General features: G+C 64.9%; 11 protein-coding genes. 6 read left to right on the plus strand and 5 right to left on the minus strand.

Annotation, left to right across the window (positions count from 1 at the left end; translation table 11 throughout):
* Positions 1 to 28 precede the first annotated feature (28 nt).
* Positions 29 to 1,408 carry an acyl-CoA dehydrogenase family protein gene (locus QOH60_RS26585; RefSeq protein WP_526424872.1) on the plus strand — a complete coding sequence of 460 codons (1,380 nt, stop codon included), beginning with the start codon at positions 29 to 31 and terminating at the stop codon, positions 1,406 to 1,408.
* A gap of 13 nt (positions 1,409 to 1,421) precedes the next feature.
* Here the strand turns inward: QOH60_RS26585 and QOH60_RS26590 are convergent, their stop codons facing one another.
* A complete protein-coding gene (locus QOH60_RS26590) occupies positions 1,422 to 2,426 on the minus strand; it encodes a peptidylprolyl isomerase (RefSeq protein ID WP_526424873.1) in 1,005 nt (334 codons plus the stop codon).
* 3 nt (positions 2,427 to 2,429) lie between these two features.
* A complete protein-coding gene (locus QOH60_RS26595) occupies positions 2,430 to 3,311 on the minus strand; it encodes a peptidylprolyl isomerase (RefSeq protein WP_526424883.1) in 882 nt (293 codons plus the stop codon).
* A gap of 206 nt (positions 3,312 to 3,517) precedes the next feature.
* On the opposite strand from QOH60_RS26595, the gene QOH60_RS26600 reads away from it, so the two are divergent.
* The 4 genes from QOH60_RS26600 to QOH60_RS26615 are packed head-to-tail and all read left to right on the plus strand — an operon-like array spanning position 3,518 to position 6,943.
* Entirely contained in the window at positions 3,518 to 4,183 is a 666-nt protein-coding gene (locus tag QOH60_RS26600; protein WP_526424874.1) for an MBL fold metallo-hydrolase, read from the plus strand.
* Positions 4,180 to 5,430, plus strand: coding sequence for a histidine--tRNA ligase (hisS, locus tag QOH60_RS26605; protein WP_526424875.1), 1,251 nt, complete (start codon positions 4,180 to 4,182; stop codon positions 5,428 to 5,430). The genes QOH60_RS26600 and hisS overlap by 4 nt, the downstream gene beginning before the upstream one ends.
* Before the next feature lie 22 nt (positions 5,431 to 5,452).
* Positions 5,453 to 5,875: an Rv2576c family protein gene (locus QOH60_RS26610; RefSeq protein ID WP_526424876.1), complete on the plus strand. Its 423-nt coding sequence runs from the start codon at positions 5,453 to 5,455 to the stop codon at positions 5,873 to 5,875.
* Between the two features lie 54 nt (positions 5,876 to 5,929).
* Positions 5,930 to 6,943: an Rv2578c family radical SAM protein gene (locus tag QOH60_RS26615; RefSeq protein WP_526424877.1), complete on the plus strand. Its 1,014-nt coding sequence runs from the start codon at positions 5,930 to 5,932 to the stop codon at positions 6,941 to 6,943.
* Positions 6,944 to 6,952: 9 nt separating this feature from the next.
* Here the strand turns inward: QOH60_RS26615 and ypfJ are convergent, their stop codons facing one another.
* Complete coding sequence (ypfJ, locus tag QOH60_RS26620) at positions 6,953 to 7,822, minus strand: KPN_02809 family neutral zinc metallopeptidase (RefSeq protein ID WP_526424878.1); 870 nt, start codon at positions 7,820 to 7,822, stop codon at positions 6,953 to 6,955.
* A 135-nt stretch (positions 7,823 to 7,957) separates the two neighbouring features.
* Here ypfJ and QOH60_RS26625 point away from each other — a divergent pair, with 135 nt between their 5' ends.
* Positions 7,958 to 9,430, plus strand: a complete 1,473-nt coding sequence (locus tag QOH60_RS26625; protein WP_526424884.1) for a carboxylesterase/lipase family protein — start codon at positions 7,958 to 7,960, stop codon at positions 9,428 to 9,430.
* Positions 9,431 to 9,445: 15 nt separating this feature from the next.
* Here the strand turns inward: QOH60_RS26625 and QOH60_RS26630 are convergent, their stop codons facing one another.
* Both QOH60_RS26630 and QOH60_RS26635 read right to left on the minus strand, forming a co-directional pair.
* Positions 9,446 to 10,711 carry a ComEC/Rec2 family competence protein gene (locus QOH60_RS26630; protein ID WP_526424879.1) on the minus strand — a complete coding sequence of 422 codons (1,266 nt, stop codon included), beginning with the start codon at positions 10,709 to 10,711 and terminating at the stop codon, positions 9,446 to 9,448.
* Positions 10,711 to 12,469, minus strand: a 1,759-nt coding sequence (locus tag QOH60_RS26635) for a hypothetical protein (protein ID WP_526424880.1), incomplete at its 5' end; no start/stop codon positions are given. The genes QOH60_RS26630 and QOH60_RS26635, both read right to left, overlap by 1 nt.

The following is a 12,469-nucleotide window of genomic DNA, read 5'->3' on the forward strand; positions in this document are numbered from 1 at the left end:
TTTGCGGTACCGCGGGTACCGCAGGTGCGTGACCTTCGATCTGACGCCAACGGCGGCCCAGCATGACCTAGCCACGCGCGCGCACGCCTTCGCCGAAGACTTCGTCAGGCCGGTCGCCCAGCACTACGACAAGTGTCAGGAGTTTCCGTGGCCGGTGCTTGAAGAGGCCGCCGAGGAGGGTTTCTACAGCCCGCTGTTCTACCGCGATCTGATCGGCGACCCGACCGGGTTGTCGCTGCCGATGTTCATGGAGGAAATCTTCTGGGGCTGCGCGGGCATCGGGTTGGCCTTGGTGATGCCGGCGCTGGCGCTCTCGGCGATCGGCCAGGCGGCAACGCCCGAGCAGATGCTGCAGTGGGCGCCCGAATGCTTCGGCACCCCAGGGGATCTAAAGCTTGCCGCCCTTGCCATCTCCGAACCCGAGGGCGGCAGCGATGTGCGCAATCTGCGCACGCGAGCCACTCGCGACGGCGACGACTGGATCATCGACGGGCACAAGATGTGGATCGGAAACGGCGGCATCGCCAACGTGCACGTGGTCAACGCGGTGGTGGACCAGGAGCTAGGGCACAAAGGCCAGGCGCTGTTCGTCGTGCCAGGCGGCGCGCCGGGTTTGGAACTGGTGCGCAAGCTCGACAAGCTTGGTTGCCGGGCGTCGCACACTGCCGAGCTGAAGTTCAACGGCGTGCGCGTGCCCGCAGAAAACCTCCTTGGCGGCAAAGAGAAGATGGAGCACAAGTTCGCGACGGCGCGCGAGGCAATGGAGGGTGGACGGCATTCGGGCTCAGCCACACTTGGCACGTTTGAGCAGACGCGGCCGATGGTCGCCGCACAGGCGCTCGGAATAGCCAGGGCCGCCCTGGAATACATGACCGCGTATGCCAATAGGCGAGAGGCATTCGGTGCACCGATCATCGACAACCAGGGCATCGCGTTCCCGATCGCCGAGCTGGCAACGCAGATCGACGCGGCGCGCCTGCTGACGTGGCGCGCGTCATGGATGGCGGCCAACGGGATTGCGTTCGAGCGCGGCGAAGGCTCCATGTCGAAGATGGCGGCCAGCGAGGTCGCCGTCAGGGCCACCGAACGTGCGATCCAGACGTTGGGCGGGTGGGGTTACATCACCGACCACCCCGTCGAGAAGTGGTACCGAGATGCCAAGCTGTACACCATCTTCGAAGGCACCAGCGAGATCCAGCGCGTCGTCATCTCGAACGCTCTCGGGGCTGCCGATGGGAAGCCGCCTCTGCATTTCGATCTGGAGCCCTCAGGTGGCGCCCTGAACAAGATGTTCGGTCGCGGCACACCGGCGCGCGGACGCGTCGCGGATGCAGGTCTCGCGATGAAAGATCGTGTGCCCGAACCGATCATGAAGGCCGCGATGAAGTTCTTGCGGCCGCCCCGGTGACCGCACTGGTCGTTCAGTCCAGCCTTAACGAAGTGATCGTGACGTCCGATGCGGGCTGTCCGTCTTCTGAGCCGTCCGCAGTGCCGGCAGCTGCGATCTTGTCCAGCGTCGCCAGCCCGGTTTGGTCGACGGTGCCGAAGACCGTGTATTGCGGCGGTAGCCGCGAGTCCCCGCAGACGAGGAAGAACTGGCTGCCGTTGGTACCCGGTCCGGCGTTGGCCATAGCCAGCGTTCCGCGCGGATACACGACCGGCTGACTCAGGTCTGGATCGTCGGGTGGGTATTGGTCGGTCGGGTACTCGTTGGCGAACTGGTAGCCCGGACTGCCGGTGCCATCGCCCTTCGGGTCGCCACACTGCAGCACGTGAAGGCTCTCTGAGGACGTCAGCCTGTGACAGTGCGTGTCGTTGTAGAAACCCTTCTGCGCCAGGCTCGCGAAGCTGTTTACAGTGCACGGCGCTTTCGCGTTGTCGAGCATCAGACCGATCGCGCCCTGGTTCGTCGTCATGCTGGCGTTGACCTGGGCAGGATCTGTGGGCACCCGCCCTGACCGCGGGGGAGTCACCTGCCTGGCCGCAGGCTCGCTGCTTGCCGGGTACGTGCAGTTCGCGCCCAAGTCAGCCGGCGGCCGGAACGGCGGCAGCACACCACCGGGCGGGCGCTCCGTGGTCGACGACGGCACCACCGACGACGACGAGGAGGACGTGGTGGAAGTTGACGACGCAGACGAGGCCGTGGAGTTGGACGTGCCGGCCTCGGACGGCCGGAACACGAACACCATGACGACGGCGACCGCCGTCACCGTCAACACATAGCCGAGAATTGTTCCCGCAAGCGCAGTTCCGTGACCTTCCTCTTCGCGCCGCTTGATCTGCGACAGCGACATGTGCCCCAACACGACGCCGACCGGGGGCAAGACGATGCCGGTGAGCAGCGCCGGGACAGCCAGCGCGTTGGTGGGCCGGCGCGGGTACGGCGGAGACGGAGGGTAGGGGCTGGGCGGCGGTGGATACGCCACCGCTCAGTCCACTCGCGCCGAGGTAATCGTCACGTCGGTCTTCGGTTTGCCGTCCGGCGCACCATCCACTGTGCCGCCGGCCGCGATCTTGTCCAGCGTCGCCATGTCTTTCTCGTCGATGGTCCCGAACACGGTGTACGTGGGCGGCAGCTGCGAGTCTTTGTAGACGAGGAAGAACTGGCTGCCGTTGCTGCTGGGCTGGCCGGTGTTGGCCATCGCCAGCGTTCCGCGGGGGTAGATCACCGGGTTGTTGAGTACCGGGTCGTCAGGCACATATTGGTTTGTCGGGTACTCGTTGGCGAACTGGTAGCCGGGGCCGCCCTTGCCGTCGCCCGCGGGATCGCCGCACTGCAGCACGGAGAGCTTGGGACCCGTGGTGAGCCGGTGGCAGTGGGTGTCGTTGAAGTAACCCTTCTGGGCCAGGCTCGCAAAGCTGTTGACGGTGCACGGCGCCTGCGCGTTGTTGAGGTGAAGACCAAGCGGGCCCTGGTTGGTCGTGATGCTCACGCTGGTCTGCTTCTCCGATGTCGGGACCTTGCCCGACCGTGGCGGGTCGACCTGCTTGGAGGCCGGGAACCCCGTCGCCGGATAGGTGCAGTTCGCGCCGAGATCGGCTGGCGGCTTGAACGGCGGCAGCACGCCGGCATCGCCTGGCGGAGTGTCGGGCAGCGACGAGACGGGGCTCTGCGCGGCCGAATTCGCCGACGTCGGTTTGTCCTTGTTGAAGAACACCAGCCACGCCGCCACACCGGCGAGCGCGGCGACGACTACCACCAGCGCGGCGATCGTCAGGATCCGATTGCGTCGGGCCTGTTGCGCACGCCGCTCGAGCTGGCGCTCCAATTTGCGTTTCGCCGCCGCACGCCGCTGCTTGCTCGTCGGCACCCCACTGTCCTCCTCTTCGCCTTCGCCCACGGAGTCGCCGGTTGTGCTCTCCTCTTCGCCCAAGGGCTTATCGGGCGTCGTCTCCGTTTCGCTCGTCGGTTCGGCAGATTCGCGGCTCATGGCCACCGAGTGTGCCATGCAGTGCTGAGCGACCTACTCGGCAGGCTTTATCGCGCTCCTCGCTGGTGCCTGCGAGACTGGATGTCGTGTTGATCACCGGATTCCCCGCCGGGATGTTGGCGTGCAATTGCTACGTGGTCGCCAACGACGACGGGTGTGACGCGATCGTCGTCGACCCGGGCCAGCGCGCGATGGCTCCACTGCGCCGGATCCTGGACGAGCACGCGCTGACTCCGGCGGCCGTCGTCCTGACCCACGGGCACATCGACCACATCTGGTCGGCGCAGAAGGTGGCCGACACCTACGGCTGCCCGGCGTTCATTCACCCCGAGGACCGGTTCATGCTGTCCGACCCGATCAACGGCTTCGGGCCGCGCGTGGCCCAGCTCATGTTCGGCGCGTTGTTCCGCGAGCCCAAGCAGGTCGTGGAGCTCGACCGCGACGGCGACAAGATTGAACTCGGTGGCATCACCGTCACCGTCGAGCACACACCTGGACACACCCGGGGATCGGTCGTGTTCCGCGTCGACGACGGCCCGAGCGAAGTCGTGTTCAGCGGCGACACGCTCTTCCTGAACTCCGTGGGACGCACTGACCTGCCGGGCGGCAGTGGCCGGGATCTGCTGGGGTCGATCGTGGAAAAACTGTTGGTGCTCGACGACGACACTGTGGTACTACCTGGGCACGGCGAACCCACCACGATCGGTGCAGAACGCCGCAGCAACCCCTTCCTCAGAGGCCTCACTTCGTGACCGAGTTCCAAGCACCCAAGGGCGTCCCCGATCTGATCCCGCCGGAATCAGGCGAGTTCGTCGCCGTCCGCGACGGAATGCTGCGCAGCGCGCGACTGGCGGGCTATTCCCCGATCGAGCTGCCGATCTTCGAAGACACTGCGCTGTTCGCCCGGGGCGTCGGCGAATCCACCGACATCGTGTCCAAAGAGATGTACACCTTCACCGATAAGGGCGGGCGGTCCATCACGCTTCGGCCTGAAGGCACCGCCGGGGTCATCCGCGCGGCGATCCAGCACGGCCTCGACCGCGGCGCGCTGCCCGTCAAACTCTGCTACGCCGGGCCGTTCTTCCGCTACGAACGCCCACAGGCCGGGCGCACGCGGCAATTCCAGCAGGTCGGCATCGAGGCGATCGGAGTCGACGATCCCGCGCTGGACGCCGAGGTGATCACGATCGCCGACGCCGGCTTCCGCTCTCTCGGCCTTACCGACTTCCGGCTGGAGATCACGTCGCTGGGCGACAACTCCTGCCGCCCGCAATACCGGGAGTTGTTGCAGGAGTTCCTGCTCACCCTCGATCTCGACGACGACACGCGGCAGCGGGCGAGCATCAACCCGTTGCGAGTGCTCGACGACAAGCGCGAACACGTCCGCAGCCAGCTCGCCGATGCGCCGGTGATGCTCGACCACCTGTCGGAGGAAGCGAAGCGCCACTTCGACACGGTGCTGGCGCACCTCGACCGGCTCGAGGTGCCGTATGTGATCAATCCGCGGCTGGTGCGCGGGCTGGACTACTACACCAAGACCACGTTCGAGTTCGCGCACGACGGGCTGGGGGCCCAGTCCGCTATCGGCGGCGGCGGCCGCTACGACGGGCTCATGCGCGAGCTGGGAGGACAAGACCTGTCCGGCATCGGGTTCGGAATCGGTGTCGACAGGACCATGCTCGCTCTTCAGGCCGAAGGGAAGACCGCGGGCGTCGCGTCGCGGGTCGATGTGTTCTGCATCCCGGTAGACGATGACGCGAAGCTCGACGTCGCCGAGATCGCGGCACGGCTGCGTGCCGATGGCGTTCGGGCGGACGTCGCCTATGGCGACCGGGGGCTGAAGGCGATGCTGCGCGCCGCCGACCGTTCCGGCGCTTCGCTGGCGCTGATCAAAGACGACGACGCGGCGGTCAAGGTCAAGGATCTCGCGACGGGCGAGCAGGTCGATGTCGACGCAGGGTCGGTTGTCGACGCGGTTCTGGCGAGGCTGCGCGGGTAACGATCCGGTAGCGTTCGGCGATGTGACCAACGTGCACAGAGCAGCTACCCGGCTCGGCGCAGCGTTGCTGGCTGCCGCGGGCCTGATGTCAACCGATGCCATCGCCGACGCCGACCCGGCCGGACACCAGGTGACCTACACGATCACGTCTGGCCAGGAGGCCACGCTCAGCGTCAACTACGTGTTCGCAAGTCCGCCGAGCAAGAACGCCTTCGACGCGAACCCGAGTGCGTATCTGCGCAACGAGCGGATCTCCGTCGGCCCGGACGCGCCATGGATCTTCCCGACGACGCTGACTGACACGAGCTGGGCCTATGTCATGGCCGGCGGTGCCGCGCGCTACAACGGGACGCCGAATCCGCATTGCGTGATCACCGTCGACGGCGGCGTGGCTGCCGATCAGAGCGGCGACACGGCCGCAACCTGCGCACTCAAGCCCTGGTAGCGATCATCCGGTCGGCTACTTGACAATCATTCGAACGGGCGTTCGAATAGACTTGTGCGATGGGACGCGCAAGGCATCAACGTCGACGACGGAGCGCTGCCGGGCTTGCAGCGCGTCGGGTTCGTGCGCAGCGTCCGCACCCCCGAGTTCGACGGGATCACGTTCCACGAGGTGCTGTGCAAGTCGGCCGTGAACAAGATTCCCGAAGCGGCCATGCTGCCGTTCAGGTACACGGTCAACGGGTACCGCGGCTGTTCGCACGCCTGCCGTTACTGCTTCGCGCGTCCCACCCATGAGTACCTCGACTTCGATCCGGGCCGGGACTTCGACACCGAGATCGTCGTCAAGACCAACGTCGCTGAGGTGTTGCGCCGTGAGCTTCATCGACCATCATGGCGTCGAGAAACCATTGCTCTGGGCACCAACACCGATCCGTATCAACGCGCCGAGGGTCGATATGAGCTCATGCCGGGAATCATTGGCGCCCTGGCCGATTCCGGCACACCGTTCTCGATTCTCACCAAGGGCACATTGCTGCGACGTGACTTGCGGCTGCTGCGGGCCGCCTCCGAAGCGGTGCCGGTCAGCATCGCCATATCGCTGGCGGTGGGCGACCCCGATTTGCACCGTGACGTCGAACCCGGCACACCGTCTCCCCAGGCCCGACTGGCGTTGATCACCGCGATACGCGAGGCCGGCTTCGCATGCCACGTGATGGTCGCGCCGGTATTGCCGTACCTCAGCGACTCGGCGGAGCACATAGACGCGCTCCTCGGCCAGATCGCATGCGCGGGAGGTTCTTCCGTCACGCTGTTCGGCCTGCACTTGCGCGGCTCCACCCGCGGCTGGTTCATGAGCTGGCTTGCGCGGTCGCATCCGGAACTCGTCGGCCGCTACCGCGAGCTGTACCGGCGCGGCGCATACCTCCCTGCCGACTACCGCGAGATGCTGAGCCGGCGCGCGGCGCCGCTGATCGCCAAGCACGGATTGTCCGGAGACAAACGAGATTTCACCGAAGTGCGGGCGCCTGCCACGCCCGCGGCGCCTGTTCAGCCAACTCTCTTCTAGGCGAGCGCCTTAAAGATTCGGCGCGTGGTAGGTGTCGCACTGCTTGTAGTCGCCGGTGTCGGAACCGACCTTGAACCAGTGCTGGCGTTGTTCTGATGACCCGTGGGTCCACGATTCCGGGTTCACGCGTCCGCTGGTCTCCTTCTGGATGCGGTCGTCACCCACGGATGACGCAGCTGACAGCGCATCGGCAATGTCCTGGTCCGTCAACGGTTTCAGGAAAGGGACACCGGTGCTCTGCTGCTTGACCGTCGACGCGTAGTGCGCCCAGACGCCGGCGTAGCAGTCGGCCTGCAACTCTGTGCGCACGCTGCCCCCCGTTGCACCTTGCGCGCCCTGCTGGGACTTACCGATATCGCCGAGCAGGTTCTGCACGTGATGGCCGAACTCATGGGCCACCACGTACTCCTGCGCCAATGGGCCTCCGCTGGAACCGAATTGCTGCACCAGCACATCGAAGAAACCGGTATCGAAGTACGCCGTCTGATCTGCGGGACAGTAGAACGGGCCGACCGCGGTGGTCGCCGCTCCGCACGCGGTGTTGACCTGGTTCGAGAAGAGCCGTATCTGCGGGCGGGTGTAGTTGGGGCCGAGGAGCTCGGCCCAGACCGCGTCCACCGAGTTCCCGGTCGCGATGATCTTGCATCCCAGGATCTTGTTCGCATCGTCGGCGGTCTTGCACTGGCTCGTGTCGAAACCGCCCTGGTCCGACCCGGCTTGCGTTTGAGGCGGTGCGACCGTGCTCGGGTCGACGCCCAACAGCAACGCGACAACCAGGATTAGTAGACCCCCGACGCCGCCGCCGATAGCGATGCCTCGGCCTCCGCCGCTGCTCGAGGTCGTGCTCGTGTCGATCTGAATGCCCTCGTTGAAGGTCATTGCATCGCTCCATCGCCTCGCGTCTTAACCGTCAGGACCAGCTTCGCACACTACGATTCGGGTGTGGCGACGGATGAGCCGCTTGCGCGAAGACCAGAGGTTTGGGATGAGCCGCTTGCGCGAAGACCAGATCTTCTGGATGAGCCGCGCGGGATCGTCGCGCGTGCGCCCTGCGGCGATCTGCGGGGCACGACCGAGCTCGATGTCAATGTCTGGCGTGGTGTGCCCTACGCCGAGCAGCCGGTCGACGAGCGGCGGTTCCTGGCGCCCGCGCCGTTGCTGCCGTGGACCGGCGTACGTGACGCCGTCGAGCACGGCCCGATCCCGATGCAGGGCAAGACCTTTGTCGGCGGCGGCCGCGACGATCCGAAGGTGCGCAGTGAAGCGTGCCTGACGCTGACCGTGTGGTCGCCGGACACCGCGGCCTCACTGCCGGTGATGGTGTGGATACCCGGCGGCGCGTTCGTGTTCGGAGCGGGGAATTTCCAGCTCTACAACGGCGCGCGGCTGGCTGCCAACGGGCAAGTGGTCGTTGTGAACGTCACGTACCGCATCGGGGTGTTCGGCGGCTTCGAACTGTCGAGCCTCGGCCCGGGCTTCGACGACAACCTCGCGCTACGCGATCAAATTGCGGCGTTGGAGTGGGTGCGCAATAACGTCGCCGCGTTCGGGGGCGACCCTGCGCGGGTGACCGTTTTCGGGGAGTCGGCAGGCGCGACGTCGGTGCTCGCGTTGCTTGCCAGTCCCGCCGCCGAGGGGTTGTTCGGCCGAGCGATCGCGCAAAGCCCGGCCTTGCCCTTGATCGCTGACCGCGACGTACGCGCCCGGCGCGCCGACGAGTTTGTCCGCGAACTCGGCGTCAGTGTGGCCGACATCAAGAGCTTGCCGCATAGGCAGTTACGGCACGCAGCAGGCCAGGTGCAGGGTCGCAGCGCGGCCACCAGCCCGACGCTCGCATATGGGTTGACGTACGGGGTCGACCTGCTGCCGCAGCATCCGACCGACGCCGCCCGCTCCGGTGCGATCACGCGTATGCCGCTGATCGTCGGTGTGAACAGCCGGGAAGCATCGATGTTCGCGTGGGCGCGACCGCCGATGATTCCGACCACTGAGGCGCTCGTCGAAAAGTACTTCGAGCGCGTGGCGCCGGAGTCCCGTGATCGCGTGCTCGGCGCCTATCCCCGCTATCCGCGAGGCCGCACCGCGATCACAGTGGGATCCGACATCATGTTCGGGGCACCGACATGGGCATTCACCGACGCGTACAGCGCGCTCGCGCCTACACATGCCTACCGGTTCGACCACGCCGGCCTCAGCTTGCGAGCGCTGCGCCTGGGTGCCACCCACGGCAGCGAGATCGTCCATATCCACCACACCTACGGCTCTTATCTGGGCCGCCTGCTCCACCCGCTCGGCCGGCGGGTGAGACCCGCGGTCGGCCGCCGCATGCAGAGGGCCTGGCTGGACTTCGCGACCGCCCGACCAGCTCAGGATTGGCCCGCGTACGAGGTTGCGCGCCGCGCCACGCGCGTCATCAGATCCGCCCGTGACCTCATCGTCGACGATCCTGACCGCCGACGCCGCGAAGCGTGGATCGGGCTGTATTAACCCGGCCCATCACGCTCACGGCACCGTGAATGTCAGCTGCGTCCAGTTCGGCTTCTGGAGCAGCTTCGCCGTTCCATCACCCGGGCGCACATCTCCGGGCAAGATCACTCGATGCTTCTTATCGGTAAGCTTGCGCAGCAGCTTTTTCTCCGGGATGGTGTCGTCGAAGCTCGTGACCGAGCCCCACGGCACCATCGCGTCGCCGGTCGTCAACCACTCGTCGAAAACGAACGGCTTCGGCGTCGCGTTGTGTGAGCCGTGGTGGCCAACCTTGTAGAAGTCGACGTTCTCGATCAATGCCATCGATTGAGGGTTGGTGCGCACGTGTTCCCACGCGCCGTGCTGGGCATCACCGGGGAAGAGGAAGTGCATCTCGCCGACCTGTAAGACGAAAAACAGGCTGGTGTTGTTCGTCGCGCTTTCCAGAAGCGACGCTGCCGCAAGGATTCCCATTTCGTCAGTAAGGTTGGCGAGTCTCATCGAGTTCTTCGCGCCCATCATTTCGGACGAGACTGTGCTGCGGTCGACGATGTACTTAGTGGCGAAGAGCGGGCGATCGTCATCGATAGGGTCAGCGTCGATCTCGTCGAGGTTCAACCAGTGGACACTCTTTGGGGGATTCATCTTCTTGAGCATGTCCGGGTCGCGGGACGGGCCCAGAATATGGGCGACGATATCCAGCCGCCCGATATCAATGGTGTTCTTGTCCTCGTTGGTGGCCGGAAGGAAGCGCGGTTTCAGTGGAGTCGCGAAATGACGGCCTTTGACGCTTCCCAGCCGATCCATTGCCTTCTCAATCTGTTCCTTCGCACCGGAATTGACGGCAAACGCCTTTGCCATGTTCAGCATGGCAGTGGCGTCGGCACTCAAGCCGGGTTTCGCCAGCCGCGCATTGATCATCGCCTCGAGTCTTGCTGCGGCGAATGCGTGGTTGCCGAGCTTCTCAGTGTCGGGATCCTTCGGGTTTTCCACGTACGGCAGCCACACTTCGTCGACTTGGACGTCGTCCCAACCATCTTCGGCAAACCCGACGACGTGATCCTGGTGGTGATGCGTTGCGACCACAACGTCGAGATGTGGTGTGCCATCTCGACTGTCGCGCTTGAGGTCGTCGATGATGTCCCTCACCGACTTTGCGATGTCGGCACCCACACTGGATCCGTGCACACCGCAGTCGACCAGCATCCGCCATACGTCGTCGCCCCGCTTGACCGTGATGCGGAACGCGTCTCCGAAACCAACGTGATACATCCGGATTTCGACGGTCGTCTTGGTAGCCATCACATCTCCACATCCATGGCGCCATGCAGGCTGGCGAAGTCGAGCCGCTTGACCGCAGGTGCGTCGTCGCGCCACACGCTCAGCGGGTCGGCGAGATCCAGCTCCTCGAACCACCCCGTCATGTCGTCGTAGCGCTTCGTGCCGGCCTGGTGGTACTCCTCGGCTTCAGCTGGGTAAGGCTCCCTCAGCTTCAACGGTTTGGCGATGATGTATTCGACGTGACCGTTGATCCGCGTAATCAGCGTGGTGCCGGCGCGCAATGGAATGCGGTCGTCTTCGGCGATTTCTGGATCCGGCTGATATTCCAACTCGAGATCCTTTCGCCGCTGGGTGAACTGGATCACGAACTCGGGCCGAGGTTGCCGGTCATCGGCCTGCCGGAACGCGACATGCACACCCTCCAGCGCGATCGGGCAGGTGTCGTCGGGTGGCTGAAAACCGAGTTGGTACGCATGGTTTCCGGCCCATTCAACCAACGGTCGATAGAGTTGGACCGGCGAATCGGTCGGAGCGTCGTCGGGGACCTTTGGTTCATCCCTTCGTTCTCCCATCAGTTCCTGCACATCGACGAGATCGCCTGCGACATCGAGTTTCATTGCCGCGTCAAGTATCAGCTCCTCCAGCGGAACCCGCGGGTTGCCGTCGGTAAGCATGAGACCCTGAGGCGGGGCGGGCCAGACGAGTGCGTTGTCGGTAAGCGCGGAAACCGACTCCGGGTAGATTCCCCGTCGGCGCAGAGCTTCGACGAGCTCTCTCCGGTATCCGAGCGGATCATCTGGATAGAGCTCGCGATCCGCAGTGACGATGGCTCGAACGACATCGCCGAATCTCACGTCGACGGGAGGAAGGTAGTCGATAGCGCGAACCACCATGCCAAGAAAGGCATCCGCGGTGGCGGTTGCTGAGGTGGCTACTCGGCCCACGAGGTCCGGATGCAACCGGCCCGGCGGAAGCACACCGGTTCCGCTGGTTGCAATTCGGAGCAGATCGGCGACCGACGCATTGAAATGGTCGACATACGCATCGAACACGGCAGCTACAAAGCAGCTTCCACGCTCATGGGCCTCCGTGGCATTCCGGAATCGCTCGGGCGTGCGTGGCTCACAGGGCTTGATTGCCGAGCGCAGTGCCGCTCCGCGTCCCGAGGATTGACCGAATTCAAGGGCCAGGTCGAACAGAGCACCCCCTTTTTGGAGTTCCCCTCGTGCAGTCGTCACGGCATCCAGCACGACATCGCGGTGCGCGAAATGCTGGAAGAGCGCGATCAAATCGGCGAAGGCCTCATGCCAGGCGAACACATCAGGGTTGGTGGCCTGGGAGAAGCGTCTACGCAGCCGATGCACGATGGCGTGGGTGACCTCATGCGCGATGATGTCCGACGACAGGCATGTGAAGATCATCTGGCCTGGCAGATTCGCGCCGGGGTCTTTCTCATTGGCGCGGTAATAGCCGAACAGCACCGCCCGCCGCGTCGGATCGAAGAACGCGTTGCGGCCCTCGAAAGCGTGGGGAACCAGGCGCAGCCTGTCTTTGCCTCGCCACCGGAACCGGCGGCCGAGGTATCGCTCGAACCGCTCGACCACGCTCATCGTGACCGCGTAAACAATCTGTTGATGCGTGCGAGGATCGTTCTCGTTGGGCCGCAGCCCGTCCTGCGCAAGGATGAATGGGTCGTTGAGATTGACTGGGGCAAACCAATGCTTGCGCACCGGGTCGAAGTCGACCACTTGTACCAATTCCCCGTCGGGCCCTGGCCTC

It is taken from the genome of Mycobacterium sp., assembly GCF_032159765.1.
Taxonomy (GTDB): domain Bacteria; phylum Actinomycetota; class Actinomycetes; order Mycobacteriales; family Mycobacteriaceae; genus Mycobacterium.